The sequence below is a fragment of the Ahrensia sp. R2A130 genome (genome assembly GCF_000179775.1).
GTDB lineage: Bacteria > Pseudomonadota > Alphaproteobacteria > Rhizobiales > Rhizobiaceae > Pseudahrensia.
This window is the reverse complement of sequence record NZ_AEEB01000022.1, coordinates 417875-440642: the sequence shown is the minus strand read 5'-3', so window position 1 is coordinate 440642 and position 22768 is coordinate 417875. Positions and strand designations below refer to the sequence as shown.

The 22768-nt window shown below is 56.4% G+C and carries 24 protein-coding genes; 19 read left to right on the top strand and 5 right to left on the bottom strand.

Annotation, left to right across the window (positions count from 1 at the left end; translation table 11 throughout):
• The 9 genes from R2A130_RS15350 (at position 1) to R2A130_RS17815 (ending at position 8452) form a co-directional block, all read left to right on the top strand.
• The gene (locus R2A130_RS15350; protein WP_009758742.1) at positions 1-1083 is read left to right on the top strand and encodes a hypothetical protein; all 1083 of its coding nucleotides are present in this window, start codon (positions 1-3) and stop codon (positions 1081-1083) included.
• Between the two features lie 11 nt (positions 1084-1094).
• Positions 1095-1679: a LemA family protein gene (locus R2A130_RS15345; protein WP_009758741.1), complete on the top strand. Its 585-nt coding sequence runs from the start codon at positions 1095-1097 to the stop codon at positions 1677-1679.
• Positions 1680-1704: 25 nt separating this feature from the next.
• A complete protein-coding gene (locus R2A130_RS15340; RefSeq protein WP_009758740.1) occupies positions 1705-2127 on the top strand; it encodes a hypothetical protein in 423 nt (140 codons plus the stop codon).
• Between the two features lie 409 nt (positions 2128-2536).
• Positions 2537-4372: a serine aminopeptidase domain-containing protein gene (locus R2A130_RS15335; RefSeq protein WP_198008764.1), complete on the top strand. Its 1836-nt coding sequence runs from the start codon at positions 2537-2539 to the stop codon at positions 4370-4372.
• A gap of 93 nt (positions 4373-4465) precedes the next feature.
• Positions 4466-5740: a transporter solute:sodium symporter (SSS) family gene (locus R2A130_RS15330; RefSeq protein WP_009758738.1), complete on the top strand. Its 1275-nt coding sequence runs from the start codon at positions 4466-4468 to the stop codon at positions 5738-5740.
• A gap of 563 nt (positions 5741-6303) precedes the next feature.
• Positions 6304-6780 (top strand): TetR family transcriptional regulator, encoded by a 477-nt coding sequence (locus tag R2A130_RS15325; protein WP_009758736.1) that lies wholly within the window; start codon positions 6304-6306, stop codon positions 6778-6780.
• Between the two features lie 52 nt (positions 6781-6832).
• On the top strand, positions 6833-7756 hold the full coding sequence (locus tag R2A130_RS15320) for a hypothetical protein (RefSeq protein WP_009758735.1): 924 nt from the start codon (positions 6833-6835) through the stop codon (positions 7754-7756).
• An 18-nt stretch (positions 7757-7774) separates the two neighbouring features.
• A complete protein-coding gene (locus R2A130_RS15315; protein WP_050786181.1) occupies positions 7775-8182 on the top strand; it encodes an NAD(P)H-binding protein in 408 nt (135 codons plus the stop codon).
• Between the two features lie 24 nt (positions 8183-8206).
• A complete protein-coding gene (locus R2A130_RS17815) occupies positions 8207-8452 on the top strand; it encodes a hypothetical protein (protein ID WP_009758733.1) in 246 nt (81 codons plus the stop codon).
• Positions 8453-8623: 171 nt separating this feature from the next.
• Here the strand turns inward: R2A130_RS17815 and R2A130_RS15310 are convergent, their stop codons facing one another.
• Entirely contained in the window at positions 8624-8908 is a 285-nt protein-coding gene (locus R2A130_RS15310) for a hypothetical protein (protein WP_040306138.1), read from the bottom strand.
• Positions 8909-8989: 81 nt separating this feature from the next.
• Positions 8990-10042 carry a glutathione S-transferase family protein gene (locus tag R2A130_RS15305; RefSeq protein WP_211098059.1) on the bottom strand — a complete coding sequence of 351 codons (1053 nt, stop codon included), beginning with the start codon at positions 10040-10042 and terminating at the stop codon, positions 8990-8992.
• Between the two features lie 121 nt (positions 10043-10163).
• Between R2A130_RS15305 and R2A130_RS15300 the strand changes: the two genes are divergently transcribed.
• The gene (locus R2A130_RS15300) at positions 10164-11126 is read left to right on the top strand and encodes a LysR substrate-binding domain-containing protein (protein WP_050786180.1); all 963 of its coding nucleotides are present in this window, start codon (positions 10164-10166) and stop codon (positions 11124-11126) included.
• 94 nt (positions 11127-11220) lie between these two features.
• Here R2A130_RS15300 and R2A130_RS15295 read toward each other — a convergent pair whose 3' ends face one another.
• Entirely contained in the window at positions 11221-11880 is a 660-nt protein-coding gene (locus R2A130_RS15295; RefSeq protein WP_009758729.1) for a GntR family transcriptional regulator, read from the bottom strand.
• 184 nt (positions 11881-12064) lie between these two features.
• On the opposite strand from R2A130_RS15295, the gene R2A130_RS15290 reads away from it, so the two are divergent.
• The 9 genes from R2A130_RS15290 to R2A130_RS15250 all read left to right on the top strand — a co-directional run bounded on the left by R2A130_RS15290 (position 12065) and on the right by R2A130_RS15250 (position 19440).
• Positions 12065-13057 (top strand): ABC transporter ATP-binding protein, encoded by a 993-nt coding sequence (locus R2A130_RS15290; RefSeq protein ID WP_247869278.1) that lies wholly within the window; start codon positions 12065-12067, stop codon positions 13055-13057.
• 11 nt (positions 13058-13068) lie between these two features.
• Positions 13069-14358: a PotD/PotF family extracellular solute-binding protein gene (locus R2A130_RS15285; RefSeq protein WP_009758727.1), complete on the top strand. Its 1290-nt coding sequence runs from the start codon at positions 13069-13071 to the stop codon at positions 14356-14358.
• 28 nt (positions 14359-14386) lie between these two features.
• Positions 14387-15286, top strand: coding sequence for an ABC transporter permease (locus R2A130_RS15280; RefSeq protein ID WP_083804345.1), 900 nt, complete (start codon positions 14387-14389; stop codon positions 15284-15286).
• Positions 15287-15288: 2 nt separating this feature from the next.
• Positions 15289-16131, top strand: coding sequence for an ABC transporter permease (locus tag R2A130_RS15275; protein ID WP_009758725.1), 843 nt, complete (start codon positions 15289-15291; stop codon positions 16129-16131).
• Between the two features lie 2 nt (positions 16132-16133).
• Positions 16134-16793, top strand: a complete 660-nt coding sequence (locus tag R2A130_RS15270) for an aspartate/glutamate racemase family protein (RefSeq protein WP_009758724.1) — start codon at positions 16134-16136, stop codon at positions 16791-16793.
• Positions 16793-17662 carry a GNAT family N-acetyltransferase gene (locus R2A130_RS15265; protein WP_009758723.1) on the top strand — a complete coding sequence of 290 codons (870 nt, stop codon included), beginning with the start codon at positions 16793-16795 and terminating at the stop codon, positions 17660-17662. The genes R2A130_RS15270 and R2A130_RS15265 overlap by 1 nt, the downstream gene beginning before the upstream one ends.
• A gap of 414 nt (positions 17663-18076) precedes the next feature.
• Positions 18077-18418 (top strand): hypothetical protein, encoded by a 342-nt coding sequence (locus R2A130_RS15260; RefSeq protein WP_040306133.1) that lies wholly within the window; start codon positions 18077-18079, stop codon positions 18416-18418.
• 92 nt (positions 18419-18510) lie between these two features.
• On the top strand, positions 18511-18978 hold the full coding sequence (locus R2A130_RS15255; RefSeq protein WP_156798555.1) for a hypothetical protein: 468 nt from the start codon (positions 18511-18513) through the stop codon (positions 18976-18978).
• Between the two features lie 30 nt (positions 18979-19008).
• Positions 19009-19440 carry a BLUF domain-containing protein gene (locus R2A130_RS15250; protein WP_211098058.1) on the top strand — a complete coding sequence of 144 codons (432 nt, stop codon included), beginning with the start codon at positions 19009-19011 and terminating at the stop codon, positions 19438-19440.
• A gap of 267 nt (positions 19441-19707) precedes the next feature.
• Here the strand turns inward: R2A130_RS15250 and R2A130_RS15245 are convergent, their stop codons facing one another.
• A complete protein-coding gene (locus R2A130_RS15245) occupies positions 19708-21018 on the bottom strand; it encodes an HlyD family type I secretion periplasmic adaptor subunit (protein WP_040306130.1) in 1311 nt (436 codons plus the stop codon).
• A complete protein-coding gene (locus R2A130_RS15240; RefSeq protein WP_009758715.1) occupies positions 21005-22765 on the bottom strand; it encodes a type I secretion system permease/ATPase in 1761 nt (586 codons plus the stop codon). The genes R2A130_RS15245 and R2A130_RS15240 overlap by 14 nt, the downstream gene beginning before the upstream one ends.
• Positions 22766-22768 lie beyond the last annotated feature (3 nt).

Genomic DNA, 22768 nt, shown 5'->3' with positions numbered 1-22768 from the left:
ATGAACACACATGTCGCTACAGACTGGGACCCTTTCGAAGGCAGTGTTCCAGCGGGACGGGAAGAGGTTCGCGAACCCAAGGGCCGGGTGCGTGTACCTGGCTGGGTTGCTGCGGGGGGAATTGTCGGCGCGCTCATCGGCTTCGTTGTTCTTTTTTCCTATACAATTTTCGACAGCGAGAACGTGCTCTTTACCGGGCTTGGCTTTATCTTCTGCGGCTTCCTAATGGCGTTCGGAGCCGAAAAGGCGATGAAGTCCGAACAGTGGAAGCGCTGGACGTACTTTCGGGTGGCGCGTGACAACAATTGGTCGTTTCGACTGGTCAAGAAACCCGTCACGCGCGAGAGCGATGGTGCCAACCGCCCGGTCAATCGAAAGGCAGTATGGCAGGCGAAGCAAACCGCTAAAGGCATGGGAATGGACCCGGGTATGGCAGACAAGCTGTCCGGTTTCGCCATATCGGTGGGCGCAAAAGAAAGGGTCTACGACCCGCTCATCGCGCAGGCCTACCGCAAGATCGGGCAGCTCATGGCGTCACGCCCGGGGCAGCTTATTCCGATTGATATCGAAGCACTGTTTCGCGGTCGCACGAAAGGCGGCACCCCGTTCTGGCTAGGCGCGCAGATGGCCAAGACGGTGATGGTAGGCGCGTCCAAGACATTGAAGACCGATGCGCGTGGCAATTCCGAGAAATACGGCCACGGCGTAGCCATGGTGCTGGGTTTTCCGCTGAACCGCGATACCGGCATCACTGCCGAATTACTGGCAGAGGCCATTTGGGACTCACGCGAGGACTTCGACACGGAGTCGACGGAGTTCAACGACCTTTTTCGCATTCGCCTCCTCAGTGGCGACGGTGGAGAGGCAGACCTGCTGCGCGTCCTTTCGCCTGCCACGCAAACAGCCATGATCGATCTAGCCACGCGCTACAAAGCGCAATTCATGATCCGCGGCGAACATATTTTTATGTCCGGCCATGACCTCGTGAACATCGAAGACGCAGAAACCATTGCCGACTTAATGGCCGAGACTGTGGACGACTTCGCCAACGCCGCAACGTCTTTCAAAGCCTACGCCGAATAGGAACCAGCTTTATGGAACTGCTCATGTCCATCATCGTGCCGATCACGATGATCTCACCAATCTTCGTGGTCTACGTTGTCCTCTACAACGCACTGCGTCGGTCGCAGACCAAGGTTGCTGAAGCCTGGTCCGGGGTCGAAGTGCAATTGAAGCGGCGCCACGACCTCATCCCGAATCTACTGTCTTCGGTAAAGGCAGCAATGGGACATGAAGAGGCGATTTTTACGCAGCTCACGAAGGCACGCAAAACAGCCCACGACGCGCTGACCAGTCATGACCCTCAACTCATTGAAACAGCAGAGGCGAACCTTTCGGCCAAGCTGTCAGGACTTCGGGTTCAGATTGAGGACAATCCGGAAATCACGGCGACAGGCAACGTGGAGACCTTTCAAAAACAACTGGAAGAAGCAGAGGACCAGATCGCTGCATCACGCCGCCTCTACAACGGTAATGTGCAGAAACTGAACGCTGCCGTAGCAACCTTTCCCGGCAACCTCGTCGCGGCACGTCATAAAATCGGTCCGGCGCAACCTTTTGCACTGGAACCGCTGGAATACGACGCCGCGCTTATGCCTCCACAATTGAATTTCAACTGATCGCGTTACAAAGGAGAATACCGAGATGAAAACCTTGCTCAAGTTGGCTTCCGTCACCGCTACCATCGCAAGTGCGGTTCTCATGACTGCCGCTGCTGCATACGCGACACCGCAATGCGACATGGCCTTCTACGACCACAACGGTTCTGAAATGGCGGTTCATGTCTGCGACGGCGAGATGGTCATCGAATACGAGAATCCGAGAAAGGGCATTTCAGCGAAATCAGGAACGGTGCTGTTTCGCGGGGAGATGTTCGAGATGACGGGTGGTTCGAAGATCAACGGACGCGCCCGTGTCTTCCGCCGTGGCTGCAAACCGGCGAGTTATGAGGTGAATGGCTGGATGGAAAACGGCACCATAACAATGGCAGGCCGCGCGCCAGTGCGCGGGTCGGATTGCAAGGTGCGGCGCTATCGAAATGACAAACTGCTGTTCCGTGGTCTGTAACTCATGTCACGGGCACATGTCGGCCTGATAATGGCCAGTATAGTCCTGGCAGGACTACCTGCCATCGCGCACGCCTGTCTGCTGAAAATTGATACGCGTGGTTCGGCTATAATATCAGACCTATCTGTAGAAATAGAAACTCGATTTGGCGGGCGCATCGCATTCCATACTGCCGGTGGGGAACATCTGCATCGCCTCCTGCTACCTCCTCCCTTCTGCAATCGACCTTTCGCCGTTCAGGTTTCTGCCGCCTGCAAAAACGGGACGCGTGCAAGAGCGCGTTACCCAACTCGGGGCCACAAAAGAGTTTTCAACGTCAATACACACCGCTTATGCGGTTGACCGTCTTGCCCAACGCGCCCGTTGAACTGCATGCTATCATATGTGCATTCAGATTTCGCGAGCCTCTTTGCAAAATCAATCTAATAGCAACGTAATCAGCGACACAGGCCGCATTGCCAATCTTGTCGCGCGCGATGGTACGGTGCTGCACACTCGCGCTTGGTCGGGCGACAAAGGTCGACCGACCGTATTCATCGGCCATAGCCAGCCGACACATAGCGGACATTTTACGGCGCTCGCGCAATCACTGAACGACCGTGGCTGGTCTGTCGCCAGTGGTGACTTGCGCGCTCACGGCCATTCCACTGGTCCCGGTCAACCGCTTGTCCATCTGACGTCCGATATAGGGTGGGGCGCGTTGATTGATGATATGCAAGACCACCTGCAACACGCTTTCGATGGCGTACCTTTCGAGCAGCGTGTGGTGGCCGCGCAAAACATAACGGCCTTACTAACGCTCGAAGTGCTCAAGCGTGAACCTCGCTTGGCACGCCATCTTGTACTTACTCTGCCAGCAAACCAGCCCACAGTTGCAATGCTTGCCCGCTCGTTTGCGCGCGCGCGGATGAAACTGAAACCGGTTGACGAACCAGACGAGCAGACGCACCACCACCTCTACAGCTTTCTCGGCGCACGGTTGCGCCAACGTCGTCACCTTGCCGATGTCATGTCTGCTGACACTGCATTGGTGGATTGCATCGTGGCCGATCCGCTGGGATTTCCCGTGCCGACGCTTGGATATTGGGCCGAGGTTTTTTCCGGCATGGAACGGGCCTGGAACTGGCCTAAGGACACGGCGATTGATCCTGACACTCGTGCGCTTCTATTCTACGGCGAAGAGGATCCTCTCGTAGCCAATGGCAAGCTGGTAACACCCATTCGCAAGTGGTTTCAACAGGCTGGGTTGGCCGATGTCGATGTTTCCGTGGTTGTCGGTGGGCGGACCGCAATCCTACTGGATGAGGCGACACTCGGCGTCTCGAAATATCTGATTGAGTGGGTTGAAGGCGACGCGCCATCCACGTCAGGCGATGCGGTTGCAGATGAAACGTTCGAGACAATTTCCGAGAAGGTGTTGGAGCGTTTCGGGCGGGACGAAGATGGTCAACCACTCGACACCGACAAGTTGATTGCTCTCTGCTACGACGCAGTTGACGATGAGACGCGATGGATCGAAGTCCTATATCGTGTAGCGCTCGATATGGCGCGTAGCGGTGGCAGCGACCGTGATCGCATAGAGGCAACCCTCCATTCGCTTATGCCCCATTGGGACCGGTCCTACTCAATCAACCGGCGCGTGCTGGCATCCACGGCCTTGGGCATGGTGCTGCAAACGGTTATTGAACGGCTGGATATAGGCACAGCCTTGATGTCCACACAGCATAAGGCGCTGCACCACAATGCCGCATTCGAACAAGTCTTGCGTCAGGCGTGTCACAAGGCAGGACTGACTGACGGCAGTGACGTGGATGGCAATCTGGAAGCCGTGATGGATGATGAATTTCGCAAGCAGATTGCAAATGGACAGGAGACATCCGTTCTGTCGATCGGTGGTCATCCGATCGGTTTCTATTTTAGACCTGATGCCCTCAAACTTGTCGGAGGAAGCGACCCTGCTCCTGCCGGACTGTTGGTGTTACGAAATCAGGATGGAGAAGCCTCTGACGAGGACACACGTATCTCGATGCTGGAATTGTCGTACGGGCTGACCCGGCAGGAGGCTTCCGTGGCGCTCCACATCACCCGCGGGCATGCGCCGGCCGCAGTGGCTGAGCGTTTTGATGTGTCGATCAATACCGTGCGAACCCACCTAAAACGTACATATGAGAAAATGGCCGTTGACGGTCAGACTGAAATGGTAGCCCGTATAATGGGTGGAGCCATCGGTTGGCTCGCGCGCTGATCATGTCGAATGACGTAAATTGCCAATGCCAGCAATGGACTTTAGACACGTGATAGTCGGTGGGAACCGGCGCGTGTGGGGTGGCTGGCAATAATGCTCGATATCGGATTTTGGACCGTGATCGCCGTTCCGCTGATCATTGCGATCCTGCGGGCTCGAAGCATCGATACAAGGGCCTTTGCATTCAACGACGGTGCGACGAACCTATTCGCCTCCGCGTGTAGTGTGGTCTGCTCCAACGTCGGGGTCGGCACGTTCGTTGCTATCTACCTCTTCACAAGGGCAAGCCCTCTCATCGGCGCGACGATCGTCATCGCTTACACATTTGGTCTGCTGCTGTGCGCTTGGTTTGCTCCGCTAATTCACCGCCAAAGTCGCGATACGAATACATTCACACTTGTAGATCTCATCGTGGTGCAGCACGGCAGCAGATCGATATGGCCAGTCTGGCTGCCGATCTCATTAATCTTCGTTCTGCGTAGCGCTGTGCAACTGGCTGCTTTGACCATCATATTGTCGGAAGCGATGGACCTATCTCCGCTCGTTTCATTGTTCATCGCAACCTCTTCCGTCGCTCTCTATTCGATCGTGGGCGGGTATCAGGCTGCGACGAGCACAGACATCGTACAGGCAATCATAATTCTTGTGTTGGTCGGTCTGCTGCTTTTTGGGTTCTCAGATTTTCAAGCCGAACCACGTCCATTCTTTGATCTCGGCCCTCACGCGGTAACGCTGCTCATCGGAATCGCGCTGTTCGTGCCATTGAGCCCAATACTTGCGGTAGATAATTGGCAACGCATGGCAACAGCCAGCGATGCAAGCACGGCCCGCAAAGCTTTCCTTGTCGCGGCTCCGCTTTGTGCGATTGTGTATGGTGCGATTTTCTGGGCTGGTATGCTGCCATCACCCACGGGCGATGTGTTGCAGAGCTTTCGCACGTTCATGCCCTACGATCAGACTTGGCTGGCCGACATGCTGTTCATGATTGCGATTGTCTCGTCGATAGACACTTTCGTCATGCCGCTGGTTTCGTCTTTCCAGAGACTGGGGGCAAGCTTGGCGACGATGCGGGTCGCGGTCATCGCTATATTTGCTGCTACGGCTATGCTTTCCTGGGCTGCAGGAGATATTTTGAGCACCGTCATCGCATCGTTCAGCAGTCTGACTGTCCTGTTGCCTTGTGTTATCGGTGCCTTCTTTGTCTCACGCCCGAGCACCAATGCAGCGTGGTTTTCCTTGAATATTGGTGTCGCGACAACACTGATCGCAACTTATACCTTTCCGGATGCTGCCGCTCTCCTCGGCTTTGCTACAAGTGTGATAGTCTATTGGCTCTGGAGCAATCAGGGCCGCGCTATATCGATTTAATGTATTTTCGAAGACAGCGCAGATATCTCATGTTTCTCGAATTTGAGCCGTTTATATTAGTTCGAATAACCTAGAGTGCATTGCCCATTGCTATCGTACGCGTGGAAAGAATCCGCTTCCAGTAAGAATAGAACGAGACACCGAGCGACAGCCAAGAGTCGAAAGCGCCTCGACTTGGTGTTTCAGGAGCTGCGTAATCGGCTAAAATTGCCTGCTGGCAATGTCTTCTATCCAAACTGTGAGCTTTAATTCGTAAGGTCTGCTATTGGCCACAGGAGTGAGGGCGGTTTCCGTCGCAGTGTGCAATGTTCGCCTTTCGAACGAATGCATCCGAAGATCAGACTTCTAAGAACATTGTAGCCGCACCAAGGGCCCATTCAGCATAGGAACTGCGCATAAATCCGTGTGTCTACTTTGACTGCCAACAAAGACGAGCGGTCGGATAGCGGGAACGATGCGACAAAGGACGAGAACAAGCGGCGGGCCATCATCATCGACACAGTGTCGTTCGAGGTTGTCGAAGGGGGCATTGCGGACGCGTCCGTTACTACCGTCAAGCGAGTGTGAGCCAAGGCACAATCTACCTCTATTTCGAAAACAAGACCGCACTTCCGACGGCAGCCTTTCTCGATACGAAGTCGGCCATTCATGCAGCTCTCATGGATGCTGCGGAACCACATGTGGAGGCAGGTCGGTATCGTGACGCGATCGAGGCGCAGTGGATTGCCATCTTCGACTTCGCGACCGAGTGGCCTGACGCTTTCACTTTTGCCGAACAAATTTCTGCGGCGCGGCTGGTAGACGAGAATGCCCAGTCGGAGCTCGACCGGATGGCGGGAGAGTTGGCTGCCATCATCGAACAGGCTGTCGACAACGGTACGCTTCGTGAAGCCCCCGTTTCCGCGATCATACCCGTTCTCACCGTCTCTATACTGCAGTTGGCCAAACACTCGGTGCAGCGCCAGTCCACGGTGCCCCGCAATGAACTGCAACTAAGTTTCGATATGGTTTGGAGAGGAATTGCGAACGACGACTACTAAAATGAACGTTTAGTTATTATGAATGAGGTGTTGCAAATGGAGAGCCCCATTTATGATCCGGAACGCACTCGCAGCGACCGCTATCGCCGCATCGCTCATCATTCCAGCAGGAGCCGCAGATTTGACCACCCGTGAGATCGAAAACGGTTTCAAACGCCATGCTACGCTGACGCAGCTTCATCGCTGGTATCTGCTCTATGAAGAACCTACCTATGGCATCGCCAATCAGCTCGATATTCTGGACCCCTACGTACGTGTCGTCTCCGGACTGGGTGAAGCGAACGGGCACGAGGAATACGCGGAACGGCTCAACCAGATTCCGACAACGTGGAAGAACGCTCACGACGTAAAGTCCACGGAGGTGACCATCGCTGACGATGGCGGCGTCTCGCTGACGGCCAATATCACCTATCTTAATCAGGGACTTTTGCCGGACGGCAAGGTGCGTTCTGCAGACCTAACCTACACCACCAAGCTGACGCCCGCCGATGGCGTGCTGCCGAAGTTCACTGCCATCAAAATAGCGCAGAATTCGGAAGGAACCGCCGAAGCTTTCGAGAGCCAATACGGCAACAACCGGATGCGCGCGCTGGTTCATTACTGGCTCGCCCTAATCGAGGATCCCTCTCGCGATGCAGAACCGGTTCGCGAAATTCTGGCGGACGACTTCGTACTCGACTTCTCATCGGGTGCGATTTCGGACTTCGACGGGTTCAAGACATGGCTTGCCGGTCCCGGTTCCGCCGTTCGCGCTTCAACGCACAAGATCGAAGGCTTTGCCCAGCGCAAGCTCGACGATGGCACCTACGAGGTGGTGATGAAGTTCGACTGGAACGGCATCCTGCCCAACGACACGGAGATGCTCGCCCGCACGCGCCACACCTGGATCGTGGAAGATGATCCGACAGCCCGCTTCGCCCGCATCAAGCGTATGGGTGTCGAGGTGCTGGAGCCGTTCCGACCCAAGGAAGGATAAGCGCTCATGCGATGTGTGATGATCGGGGGAACCGGAGCGGTGGGTCACGCCACGGTCGAGGCGCTGCTTCAAATCCCGGAGCTCGATCATCTCACGTTGCTCGTGCGTCGCGAGACGGGACTTGCCGACGAGCGTGTTTCGGAACACGTCGGTGATCTGCGCGACTCCGCGACCTATCGGCACCATCTGGACGATCACGATACGGCAATCTGCACGCTTGGCGTTGGTGAACCGACGAAGATGGCGAAGGACGAGTTCAGGCGCATCGACCACGACATGCCGTTCGCCTTTGCGACCGCCTGCCGGGAAGCTGGTGTCGAGCATTTTTTGCTGCTCGGCTCCGTCGGTGCCAGCGCATCATCGCAATCCTTCTTCCTGCGAACGAAGGGCGAGTTGGAAGAGGCTATTACGGGGCTTGGGTTTTGACAGGTCAGCCTGTTCCAACCCTCCATGATCCTGACCCCGACCAACCGCTACGGCCTGTCGCAAGCGCTAACCCTCGCTGTCTGGCCGAAACTGACACCGTTGCTGCTTGGACCGCTTCGAAAATTGCGCGGTGTACGGGTCGCCACACTTTGCAAAGCCATCGCGACCCGCACTCTGTCGTCAGATGCCGGCATCCACAGACTGCGCTGGGATGATTTTCGGAATATGCAGGCCTCAAGCGCGGTGGCACCAACGGGAATAGATACCTAGACGTCCGCTTACCGAAACTATTGGAGGCTGGGCATCGCTAGCGCTAAAAGTCGCTTGGGTAGGGGCGCTCCAACTGCGATGCAAGAACACGAACGCCGTAAGCGTGATGAGCACTAAAAACGAAGCGTCACGTTGAGCGGCGTGTGCCGCATCAACGGTCATGGCTAGAACCTATGTTTTGGGGTTGGCGATCTGAAGCGCCACAATGGGGAATAACAGGCCACCTTTGGACGCCAAACTTTCGTCGTCCAATAAACCGTTCGAAGTCCATTCTCCAACAATCGTTCGGATGGCTAGGTATAGATGCAGCGCGGCCTCTACGTAACGCAGCGTGGCTTTTGCCGTCGGCCATTGTGCGAGCATGGCATTGAGGCCGAAATGAAAAGCGAGAACCTTGCACATGCCTCCCACCACGATTCCGCCGATCGGAGGAAATCGCGTTTGCAATTCGTCCACGGCTCGCCGCTTGCATGACCACGAAGTTATTCGGACCGGGCGTTATCGCCGCCGCAAATAGAACAGTTGCGATTGAAAGGCTCATGTCTTGGCAGCTGGTTGCGAGGGTGTTGGCTGGTCCGACGTACTCTCATCCCAGAGGGCCTTCGGGACCGTTCGTCCATCCCGCAAAGTGACTTCCTTTACCCCAAGCCGCTGACGCCCATGCGGTTCCTGCCAGTCCACGATCGGGGCGGTCGCTACGATCCCGAATGGGTTCTCGTCGCGGTCCTCGCCATAATAGGCCGTGCGTATTGCTGGCTCATCGAAAGTCGCCTCGACGCCGGGCCAGGAATGAATGTCCCGGGCATATCCCCACAAGTGTTCGTAGTCCGTCAGTCGTTGCTGAGAGCATTTGAAATGCCCGTGGTAGACGGCGTCAAACCGCGCCAGCGTCGGCCAGAGACGAATATCGGTTTCGGTCAGCGTGTTCCCGTGCAGATATCGTGTTCTCGATAACCGGTCGTCGAGCATGACGAAGGTCGCAAATACTTCGCTCACCGCTTCGTCGTAGGCGTCCTGCCGCCGAGCCTTTCCGGCTCTGTAGACTGCATTGGACAGTTCGCGCTGGACAAGATCTGCGAGCGTATCAATCTCTTGCGCCAGTGAGTCCGGCCTGAGAGTCCAATCGGGGCCATAGTTTGAACGTATGCCATCTAGGCCGCGCAGAATATGCACGGATTCATTTGAGACGATCACCTGCTGTTCTGCATCCCAGAGAACGGCAACGGTGGCCCGACCTGTGTAGCCGGGATCGGCAAAGGTGTAGAGTTCATGCAAGTGCTCAATCTTGCAATCGGTACCGGGTACGACCCAAGGCTGATCGACTGTGCCAAGCCGATAGCCCTCAGTGCGAGGGGCGCCCGCTATATGGACGGGAACGTACGCTTCTAGCCCTTTAATCGCGCGCGCCAGCGTTGAGCGGTGGGACCAAGGGCAAGACAGGGAAGCAACGAGGTGAAAGCGTCCCGGTTCTGCCACGATCGCGCACACTATGGATTCGTCGAGCGGATCGCCGTACGGGGACGGTGCGCGCACATAAGCTCCGTCTTCGATGGTTCTGTCCTCGTTGCTCCAACAACCCTCAATCAACATTCCCATCTCGTTCTCCACTCATTCGTGCAGCCCCGGCGGCTGTTGTTCGGGTCGGATACTAGTGGATGACCGGAGAAAAGACTGTTCTCAACGAAGTGCGTTTTGGTCTAACGTTGTCACCATGCGTGATCTTCCTTTGAACGCCCTACGAGCTTTCGCCAGCGTCTATCTGATGGGAGGCATTCGCCCTGCTGGCCGGTCGCTCGGCGTTGCTCATTCCGCAGTGGCCCGGCATGTCACCGAGCTTGAAGCTCTCGTTGGTGCACCATTGATTGAACGAGGTGGCACCGAACGTGCACTTGCATTCACGCCTCTCGGCGAACGTCTAGGTCGAGAGGCCTCTAAGACGCTTGGATCGCTCGAAAAAACGTGGTTGGCAGCGCGTGAGCGACGACCACCCAATGCGGTCATTATCTCCGCTGTGCCCTCAGTTGCAGCCTTGTGGCTCTTGCCGCGCCTGCCGCAACTCGCGGAAGCGTACCCTGGTATCGAGATCAGCGTACTCGCCGAACAGCGCGTTCGGGGTCAGGCTGATGAGGGTTGCGATCTATCAATTCGCATGGGTAAACCGCAACCTGGGGAGCGTGCCATACCCTTCATGGACGACGCGCTAACACCGGTTTCCAATCCGGACCTCTTCGCACGCTTGCGTCTAGAACGCAGCAATTTAGATACAGGTTTGTCTGCATTGCTTTCACAAACCGACGTTCCCTTGCTCCATGACCGCGATCCGAATGCAGGATGGTCATTATGGACAGACAGCCGTGGACCGATCGGCCGCGATCTTGCGAGTGGCCCTCGATTCTCTTCGTCAGATCTAGTGTTACGGGCAGCGAAGCAAAGTCAGGGAATAGCTCTCGCCCGGCTCAGACTGGCGCAAGACGATCTGGCAGCGGGGACGCTCATACGATTGTCGGACCATAACGTGAGACTGCCAGATGCCTATTGGATTATCATTAGCCGTGAGCGGGAAGATCGCGCAGCGGTTCGTCTTGTGCGGGAGTGGTTGTTCCATGAAGGCAAAGCGCCGGTTTCTGTTCTGGACGGACATCCAAGTCACAAGCCAAACAAACGAGTGCTTTAGAAAGTCCGCTTTCCGACATTTGCGGGTGCAATCGGAGCGTCTGCAAACGGCCATTGTCAGAAACGTAGCTAAGTTGTCAGATCGACCACCAGCATTAGCCCGTCAGGGCTTCTGATAGCGACATCGGCGTTTCACGTTTCTGCGTCAGGTCGAGGCCGGAATGAAGGTCCACGATGTGACTACGCATTATGGCTTCGGCCTCTTCAGCCTTTCCCTCTGCGAACGCCTTCAAAAGCGCTTCGTGTGAATGGTGCTCGCAGGTTACCTCGGAGCGTTTCCAGTAGAGCGCGATGATGAGAGATGAACGTTTCACCAGAACTTTCAAAAACTCGGTGAAGACGTCGTGTGCAGCGATATCTGCGATTTCCAGATGGAAGGTACCTGACAAGGCGAGCGCCTTGCCTTTCTTGCCGCTTGCCAATGCCTCATGTTCAAGCTCGATATGCCGTTTCAAGTGCTGCAAATGTTGGGCGTTCATGTTGCGCGCGGCCATCGCGGCAACCCGCGGTTCCATGAGGCTTCGCGCTTCGAACACCTCGTGAGCGTCGCGGATTGAAGGCTGTGCAACGAAGGCGCCTTTGTTCTTGCGGATCGTCACTAGATGTTCGTGCGCGAGCTTTTGCAGCGCTGACCGCACCAAAGTGCGGCTAACACCGTAGACCTGCCCAACCTCGTCTTCAGACAGTTTCGTTCCGGGCAACAGACGGTGCTCGAAAATTGCCTGCTGAAGGCCTTCTGCGATGTTCAATCTCATATCCTACCCAGCTGTCGCGGTTTGACGCTTGACGTCCACGAGGTTTCGTGAACTATTCACTTACATATTGTATACGATCAATAATATGATCGTGCTCATGTGAGATTGATCATGTCGAAAAATCAAGGCCCACCATCGCCTTTGTATCGAAAGAGCTTCTGAAGTGAACGTAAGCAGCGAAGGGTTGGAGCTTGCCGCAGTTACGAAGACCTACGGCAACACCGTCGCCGTCGATGCCATTTCGCTGCGTATACCCCAAGCCAGCTATGTTTGCCTGCTCGGACCGTCCGGTTGTGGGAAGTCGTCAACACTCCGCATGGTCGCCGGACACGAGGATGTCACCAGCGGCGACATCATCCTGAACGGCACCAACATTACTCACCTGTCGCCCACGCAGCGCGGCACAGCGATGATGTTCCAGAATTACGCGCTCTTTCCTCATCTTACCGTCGCTGAGAACGTGGCCTTCAGTTTGAAGATGAAGGGTACGGGGAAAAGCGAACGGCTGTCTTCAGCGAACCGCACTCTGGAGTTGGTCGACATGACGGCACTCGCCGAACGCTTGCCAGCCCAGCTTTCAGGCGGACAGCAACAACGCGTGGCACTCGCCCGCGCACTCATCACTGATCCTGCGATGCTGCTGCTCGACGAGCCGCTCTCGGCGCTGGATCCGTTTCTGCGTCTGCGCATGCGCACCGAGCTGAAGCGCTTTCAGCGCGATCTCGGTATCTCGTTTCTGCACGTCACGCACAGCCAGGATGAGGCGCTGGCGCTCGCCGATATCATCATCGTCATGAATGAGGGTGTGATCGAGCAGATAGGCTCCGCAAGCGACGTATTCAACATGCCACGCACCCCATTCGTCGCGCGCTTCATGGGCGGCCACAACGTGCTGGCGGGGCCGCAGGGCAGTTTTGCACTGCGGTCCGACAAGGTGACGATCACCGCGAAGCCTAGTCGCGCCAAAACCGCGCTGCAGGCCACCATCAGTGACATCGAGTATTTGGGCACCGCGTTTTCGGTCGCCGCGAAGACGGACCACGGCGACGATGTTCTCGTCACCGTGCCGGATACTGACTTCGCCGCAAGCCCTGTCGAAATCGGACAGACCGTTCATCTTCAATGGGCGGCCTCCGATGCCCACCCGCTCTCCTCCCAGGTGAGTGCGCATTCCTGAAAGGACCAGACATGACTAACGTAAAATCGACCGGCATCAGCCGCCGCTCCATGCTGAAAGGCACCGCTGCAGTAGCAGGTACCGCTCTAGGCTCCGGCTTGGTAACGGGCTTCCCCACCGTTTGGGCGCAGAACATCAAGAACGTGACTTTGCGCCAGTTCGGCACCGGCGTGTCGAACCTCAACGATGTCGCCACCAAAGTGAAGGAAGACCTTGGCTTCACGCTGGAAATGACGGCGCTCGATTCCGACAGCGTCACCCAGCGTGCGGCCACGCAGCCTAAGAGCTTCGATATTGCGGATATAGAATACTGGATTTGCCGCAAGGTCTGGCCAACCGGTAACCTGCAGGCGATGGATACATCCAAGATCGCCAATTACGACAAGATCGCGCAGCTTTTCATCACCGGCAAGTTGACGCCGGAAAGCGATATTGCCCAAGGCACCGCGCCGCACACGGTGGGTTTCGTGGAAGGCCCTGGCGGCACGTCTTTCGTGGACAATCCATCCGGCTGGATGACGCTGATCCCCACCATCTACAATGCAGACACGCTGGGCATCCGCCCGGACCTCATCAACCGCCCCATCGAGTCTTGGGCGGAGCTGTTGAATCCGGAATTCCGCGGCAAAGCCTCCATCCTCGACATTTCGTCGATCGGCATCATGGACATGGCTATGGTCTGCGAGGCCATGGGCGAGATCCAATATACCGACAAGGGCAACATGACGAAGGAGGAGATCGACAAGACCTTCGCCATCTTCACCGAGGCCAAAAAGAACGGCCAGTTCCGCGCCTTCTGGAAGAGCTTCGATGAAAGCGTCAACCTGATGGCATCGGGTGAGGTCGTCATTCAGTCTATGTGGTCGCCGGCCATTACGGCCGTGCGCACCAAGGGTATCCCCTGCGTCTACCAACCGCTCAAAGAAGGCTACCGCTCATGGGGTGGCGGGCTCGGCCTGTCGGCCAACCTGTCCGGCATCGAGCTAGAAGCAGCCTACGAATACATCAATTGGTATCTGTCCGGCTGGGTTGGCGGCTATCTTATGCGTCAGGGCTACTACTCTGCCGTGCCGACGACGTCGAAAGACTTCATGTCGGAAAACGAGTGGGGCTACTGGTACGAAGGCAAGCCTGCCACGGACGCGATCACCAGCCCGACCGGTCAGCAACTGGCCGCTGCCGGAGACGTGCGCGACGGTGGTTCTTACCTCGACCGTATGGGTTCGGTGGCCTGCTGGAACTCTGTCATGGACGAGAACCAGTACATGGTCCGCAAATGGAACGAGTTCATCGCAGCCTGATCCGTCCGATCACCAAGCCTCGCCCCCAATGGGGGCGGGGCCTTTTCGTTTCCAGAGAGATATCGTGGCCGCTTCACACCGTTCCAACACTACCATCGGCTGGTTGCTGGCATCACCGCTGGCGATCGTGTTGGTGCTGTTCCTCGTGCTGCCTATCGTGATGATCGTCGTCGTCAGCTTTTGGGGCGCCACCGAGTTCTCGATCTACCCGGCATTTCAACTCGACAATTACGAATTCCTATTCGCCTCGCCCGTCACATACACGGTGTTTCTCAACACTCTCATGTACACCGTCATCACATGGGCCTGCTGCCTGCTGATCGGTTTCACGGTGGCATACTTCCTCGCCTTCCACGTCCACAGTCTCACATGGCAGATCGCGCTGTTCCTTCTGTGCACAATCCCGTTCTGGACATCGAACATCATTCGCATGATTTCGTGGGTTCCGTTTCTCGGCCGCAACGGCATCGCCAATCAGTCTCTCATCGGCATGGGAGTGGTTAATGAGCCCGTCGAATGGCTTCTGTTCTCCGACTTCGCAGTCATCCTCGCCTTCGTGCATCTTTACGCACTGTTCATGGTGGTCCCGATCTTCAACACCATGATGCGCATCGACAGATCGCTATTGGAGGCCGCACGCGATGCGGGTGCCAGCGGTTTTCAAACGCTCACAAACATCATCATCCCGCTGACCACACCGGGCATCATGATCGGGTCGATTTTCGTCGTCACGCTGGTGATGGGCGACTTCATCACGGTGCGTTTCATGAGCGGGTCGCAATCCGCCAATGTGGGGCGGCTGATCTCCAACGATGTGGCGCTGCTGCAATATCCGTCCGCGGCTGCAACATCGGTCGTGTTGCTGCTCACCGTGCTCATCGTCATCGGCATCATGCTGCGCTTCGTGAACATCCGGAAGGAGTTGTGAGCATGGGCGCGAAACGCGGACGTTCCTTCTACGCACTGGCTGCATTCTTCGGTCTATTCATCCTGTTCCTCTACGGGCCTACGATCACCATCGCGATCCTGTCCTTTCAGGGGCCACAGGGCGGATTGACGTTCCCGATGAACGGCGTGTCGCTGCACTGGTTTCGCGACCTGTTCGCCGAACAGGCGGTTGGCGACATCTGGGGCTCGTTTTCGCGCTCCCTGCTGCTGGGACTGATGGTCATGATCACGACGGTCGTGGTGTCTGTCATGGGAGGTCTTGCCTTCCGAAAACGTTTCGCCGGCAACTCGGTGATCTTCTATCTCGTCATCACCAGCCTCATCATCCCGTCCATCCTGATCTCGCTCGGCGTGGGTCTCATCTTCAACCAGCTGGGCCTGGACGTGCATTGGACGACATCGGGCTTCGGCGCGCAGCTCACATGGACGCTGCCCTTCGGTCTGCTCATAATGTTTGCCGTCTTCAACCGCTTCGACAAAGCCTATGAAGAAGCGGCACGCGATTTGGGGGCGACGCCTTGGCAAACCATCCGTCATGTGGTGCTCCCCATCATCGCGCCCAGTCTGATCGGCGTCGCGCTTTTCGGCTTCACGCTGTCCTATGACGAGTTCGCGCGTACGCTGCTGACAGCCGGTTCCTACAACACACTACCGCTCGAAATCTTCGGCATGACGACCAACGTCACGTCGCCGGTGCTCTACGCGCTGGGCACGCTAACCACGGTATTTTCGTTGCTGATCATCGGTGCCTTTATTTTGATTGCGGTGCTGCTGCGCCGTCGTCAGGACGCACGCGGCTCCGATGCCGGACAGGGTGTGTTGTAGCTGTGGGTACGCGTATTCTACTCATCAATCCGAACTCTACTGCGTCCATGACGGCTGAGATTGCGTACGCTGCGCGTCTTAGCGCGGCTCCAAACACAACCATCCGTGCGGTGAACCCGGATGCCGGACCGCCCAGCATCCAGGGCGCAATGGACGGTACAGCCTGTCTGCCGCACCTGTTCAGCCTGTTTGATCGTGAAACGGCGGCGGAAAACTTTGATTGCGTCATCATCGCCTGCTTCGATGATACAGGCTTGCAGACGCTGAAGGCCCGTTCGCCCATTCCCGTCCTCGGTATCGGCGAAAGCGCCTTTCATCTCGCGGCCCTGCTCGGCGGAAAATTCGCCACCGTCACGACCTTGCCGGTGTCAGTGCCCATCATCGAAGCCAATATCGAAGCCTACGGTTTCACTGATCACAGCGTAGGCGTGCGCGCTTCCAACGTGCCGGTGTTGAGCGTGGGCAAGGATACGGAAGCGGCCATCGCCGAAGAGGTAGGCGCTGCCGTCACCGAGGATGACGCGAGAAGCGTTATCCTCGGCTGCGCCGGTATGGCAAGCCTTGCATCCCGCATATCGAAAGATCTCGGCGTCCCGGTTATTGACGGCGTCATGGCCGCAGTCGGTTTTGCAGAGCAACTGACCCGCTTGAAGGCGGCTTGATGAGAGAACCAGCCATCGTCATTCGGCAGGCCACCCGCGACGAGTTCGCCAATGCCGTTGACTGGGCTGCAGCCGAGGGCTGGAACCCCGGCCTGCACGATCTCGACACCTTCTACGACGCCGACCCCGAAGGCTTCATCATGGGCTTCGTGGACGGAGAACCTTCATCTTCCATCAGCGTCGTACGATACGGCGATAACTTCGGCTTCCTAGGCTTTTACATCGTTGTACAGGAACATCGCGGAACCGGCCTCGGGCTCGCGACATGGAACGCCGGCATGGCGCATCTTGCCGGTCGAACGATAGCACTGGACGGCGTGGTCGATCAGCAGGAGAACTACGCGAAAAGCGGGTTTCAGACGATCGGTAGAAACGTGCGCTACACTGGAGTGCCCGTGCTGCAAGAGACACTGGCGCACGGCATGTTCACCCGCACCGCGCGATCGACCGATCTTGATGACATTGCGACGTTGGACCGGCTGCACTTCCCGCACGATCGCACGGCATTTCTTGAAAGTTGGTGTCTGCCTCCTGGTTCCGAAACCCGCCATACTGTCGTGTGCGAAGCCGGTGACGGTGCCTTTCTTGGCTTCGCCACGATCAGGCGGTGCCGTGATGGCTACAAACTAGGTCCAGTTTTGGCGCATCACCGTAACGTAACGCAGGTTCTCTTGGCGGCCTGTGTCAGATCAGTGCCCGAATGCAGCAAAATCACCATCGACGTGCCGCACAGCAACAACAACGCTATTGCGCTAGTGGAAAGCCTCTCGCTCCAGCCGGTGTTCGAAACGGCCCGGATGGTCAAAGGCAATCAATTCAACTCCAACATATCCACCGTCTTCGGCATCTGCACCTTGGAGCTGGGATAATTCCAGCTACGGCGAAGCGAGGCAACGTTAGTAATGGACGTCATTCACATCGCGCAATTTCGCCCGAGACCAAAACATATTCTCTTCGGGCATCTGCCAGCCGAGGCGACTGCCTTTGGCCCGTATTTTACGTCCGCTATCCGATTGAGGACCGGTTCTGCCCAAGGTCCGCTGTCGGCCAGTTTCGCGTGGTGTTTTGCGACAAACTTTTCCGACCGCTAGCCGATTGAAATCATTGAGGCTGTGAAGCCGTCGCAAAAAGGAAGGTTTTTGCAACGGTTTTCTGGACCGTGTAATTTCAGCTAGTTAGCTGTCGCAAAATAATCGCTAGTTTTTCGATATTTGTGGCTCTTTCAACGGTCGCCACGTTGATGCGATACCGTAACGAGTGAAATTGAGTCAAAGAGCTTTGTGATGGCTATTTCGGGAAATGACGTTCGAGTGCTTCATGCCTATGCAGAGGGTGTGATGAACCGCGCTGACCATCATGCTGGTCAGGTGAAGGGCATTGCACTTGCTCTTTTGGGCGGGATTATCTGGCGAGGAAAGCCTGATACTATCAAAATCAAGCAATACGATGGAAATCTAGCGAATGTCCTTTGGGTGGAGATTGGCACGAAGGAATACGCCTTCGCTTACAATCACGATACGGAAGAAATAGAAATTCGCGACAGAACCCAATCGGGCACAATGCTCCACAGTTTCACCAACCAGACCTCACCAGCACAAGTTGAGGCTGTCTTTCGATCGCTATGAAAACGAGCCGCAGGCTGCATTGCGAAAAGGATGGATTTTGCAACGGTGAAATTTTACACGATTAAGCGAGCTATATTACTTTGATGGAACACATGGCATCCCACAAAGCACGCATCGTGCGTCCTCTATCAAATGTCAGCCGCGATGAATGGCGAATAAAGCGCTATGCAATTCTGGCAGACGGGAGAACGTACGACGACGAAATTGCAGAAGCGGCTACGAAGGAGGCAATTCGTAGATTGCCGCTTGCGGGGAATTTGAACGATGTTGATAGAAATCATGGCATTGCCATTCAGCTAATCCACTTTGCTGAGACAGCCGTAGTTTCCCCTGTATTTTATTGGAAGTGGGGAATGGTTCTTGGGCACATAGACCAGATGCGGGCTCAATGGCGTGAGCCAACGAACTTCCAAACCGGGGTCCGAGAGGTCGTGGGATGCATTTGGGAAATGGATATTATCAGCTTTGAAATCAAAGCTTGGAAAGAGCGTGTGCTGAACAAGTCAGGCTCAATTGATGACCTTGTTACCGATTATCTCAACCACAGCCAAGTTGCATAATTGAATGTATAGAACGTTCGCTCTTCCGATGTGGGCGCTGACATTCTGACTTCCGCTTCCGGCCATTGCCGTTCCGTTAGCATTGAATCTATATCCGAAATAAGTGCGGCGATCTCGTGGATTTGTGAGATAAGGGCTGAGCCACCCTGCAACGAGCCGGTCACAATCAGCCTCTTTCATGCGATCTATTCGTCAACACCGTTCGGCTACAATTTTCAAACGCTAGCTGCCTTGTTGCTCGATGCGCGGCGCCTTAACAAGCGTGACAGCATAAAGGGCGCATTGATCTGTCGGCGCGATATTTACCTTCAATTGCTCGAAGAGCCCGAGGTAGCTGTGCGCGCTACGTTGGACCGGATCAAACGGGACGATCGGCATGTCAACCTAGTGCTGCATGTCGAAGCGAGCGCTTCCGAGCGGATGTTTGGTGAGTGGGACATGCTGCACGACCCGGCCATATGAAAAATCTGGAATCGGGATGCGGTTGCCGACAACGCCGTCGCCCGCACCACGCCCGGCGAGGTTACGAAATTTTTTAAAGAGCTTCGGCGTGACGTCGATCTAACCGAAGCTCGCCCGCTGTGATCTGCTCACTGGATTGAATTCAAAGCGACGAGTGTTGATGTGCGAGGTACATTCCAATCAATAGAAGCGCAGAACCAACAGAGCGATGTCTACTTTCCAAAGTTCGAGTGGTACTTGTGAACGTCTGATACCGGCCATCTTGAATTACTCCTCGCGAAAGGCTCGATCGAGCTGATCGCTTAATGGACGTGCCAAGTAGGACAAGACTGTGCGCTCTTGCGTTTGCAGGAAAGCACTAACGGGCATGCCAGGTAGCAACTCAAGTTCACTGATTTTCGCCAGCTCCCTATCTGGAACCTGAATACGCACCCGGTAGAAGGTTTCACCCGTTGCCTGATCTGCAACCGTGTCAGGAGAGATTGCGCGAACGCTTCCGTTGAGTTCTGGCGTCGTGCGTTGGTTAAATGCTGTCAGCGTGACGCGGGCAGGCTGTCCGACATGAACCTGATCCACGGAAGCCGGGTCGATGCGAGTATCGAAGGTGAAGCCGCCATCCGTAGGGATGATTTGAGCAACGGTGCCGCCGGGGGGAACAACACCACCTATCGTGACGATTTGCATCTCGTGCACCAACCCTGCGACGGGCGCACGAATATCGATGCGTTCCAACTGACGCTGGGTGGATATGATCTGCTGGGTTAGTTCTTCAAGCGATGCCGTAACGTCGCGCAACTCGGTAACAGCCTCCTGTCGGCGCTGCCGCTCTTGCTGGATCAGTTCCAGTTCGGTGTCGCGGACGGAGTTGGCGATACGGGCCAGTTCCGAACGATGCTCCCCCAACTGGCCGAACAAATCAGCTCGGCTGCGCTGGATAGCGAGAACTTGGCTGTCACGAACGAGTTTTTGGCGTTTGAGCGATGACACGCTTTTCAGCTCTCGTTCTATATAGCCAAGCTGCTCTTCCTTGGCAGCGATGACCTGGCGGGTGCCGTCGATCTGGTTGCCAAATTGCTTGATCTTTTCACGCAGCTGCTCGCGTCTGCCGGCACGCATTTCTGTGCGCGCTTCGAAGATGGCGACCTGTCCCGTACGGGCACCGTCGGCGGACGTGTTGGCGAGAAAGGATGGAATCTCGTTGAACGCTAGCTTTGGCAGGTCCAACATTTCCGCATTCAGGCGGGCAGCAAGAGCATCGGCATTGACGTAGCGTGCGCGATAGATCCGCAGGTTAGCTTCCAGCACCGTCGGGTCGAGGCGCATGAGCAACGCGCCCTTCTTCACGGCGTCGCCATCGACGACGAGGATCTCTTCCACAACACCACCATCCAGATGTTGAACAGAGCGAGGTTTGCCGCTGACGGCGATGGTCCCCACGGCTATAACCGCGCCCTGTATGCGGGTGTAATGTGCCCACGCGGCGCTTCCACCCAGCAGGCAAAGGCTGGTCACGACGGCCACGATGCCAGGCCAGCGCAAGCCTGTATGTGGACGTTTGTTCGCCTCAAGCGGTTTCATCGAATTCCACCTTATCGTTGGCACCACTCTGCGGTGGTGATGGCGGTGCAGCGCGTGTCGCGCGGCGTAGCACTTCAGCTTTTTCGCCAAGGTCGACGATACGTCCGGCGTTGAGGACCATAAGTTTGTTGACGGCAGCGATAGCGCTTGGACGATGAGCCATCACAACTACCGTCGAACCCTGTTCCCGCAGAGCCACAATAGCACGACCCAGGGCTTCGTCGCCTTCAGAATCAAGATTTGAGTTCGGCTCATCAAGCACCACGAGTTTGGGAGAACCGTACACCGCACGAGCAAGGCCGATACGCTGTGTCTGGCCACCCGATAAGTTGGAGCCGCCCTGCCCGACCATCGTGCCATAGCCATCGGGCAGCCCCAGCAACATCTCGTGCACACCAGCCATTTGCGCTGCCGCGATGACAGTTTCGTCTTCAGCCTGCGGATCGAAACGAGCGATATTGTCACGAATAGATCCGGGCAGAAGTTCGACGTTTTGCGGCAGATAGCCCAAATACCGACCAAGATCATCCGACGACCATTGATCAAGTGTTGCACCGTCCAAACGCACGTCCCCTGCGTTTGCCGTCCACGCTCCCATGAGCAGGCGCGCCAACGAGGTCTTACCCGATGCGGAAGGACCGATGACGCCCAAGCCATCACCAGGGTCGAGTGAGAAACCTATGTCGTCGAGAATAGGGGCTTGGCCGCGGCGGTTTGCTGGGCCGGGAACAAATTTGGTCAAGCTACGGACGGTCAGGGCGCCCTTAGGTTCGGGCAAAGCAATTGGCGCTGCACCGGAACCGATGCCCGCCATCGTTGCTTTCAACCGCTTATGCGCTTCGCGAGAACGCACGACATTTCGCCATTGCCCGATAACCTGATCCACCGGTGCCAATGCGCGACCCGCAATAATGGAGGCTGCCACGATCATGCCGGGTGAGATTTCCTGCTGGAGGGCGAGATAGCCGCCAAGGCCCAGCAGGCAAGACTGCAGCAGGAGCCGGAAGGCTTTTGTTGACGCAGCAAACCCCTCGGCCCGCTCACTGCCTGTCTGACCTGTCTTCAAACCAGCGGCATGCATCGTCTGCCAATAGTTACCCACTTTGCCCAACATGCCGAGCGGAACGAGAGTTTCACCATTGCGGTGCGCCTGCTCCACGAACATGGCCTCGCGGCCATCCATCGTCATGGCTTTTGCGAAATGGCGATGGGTCAGGAACTGGTTGGCGAGCGCCAGAATGGTGACGACAACAGCACCGAACAGCGCCAGCATGCCAAGCCACGGATGGATGATCCACACGATCGCGAGATAGAACGGCATCCAAGGTAGATCGAAAATTCCCAACATTGCCGGGCTGGACAAAAAGGCGCGGACAGTCGCTAGGTCGTTCAATGGGCGCTGCGGCGCGGCCTCGCCTGAAATACCGGCCTTCACCCAGATGTCGAATGCCTTTGGTCCGATTGCAGCATCCAACCGATAGGCGGCACGAGACATGATGCGGGCGCGTAAAAAATCGTAAATACCAAGGAAAAGGTAGGCTGCAACCACGATGATCAGCAGGCCCTGCAACGTCGCTACCGACCCGCTTGCCAGCACACGATCATAGACCTGCAGCATGAACAGCGGCCCGGTCAGCATGAGGAGGTTGACCAGCGCCGACAATATGGCCGCGCCGACGAAAGCCCTTCTCAATCTTACGAACGCATCGAGATACGGGTTCGTTTCGTTGCCGATGTCATGCGTCATTGA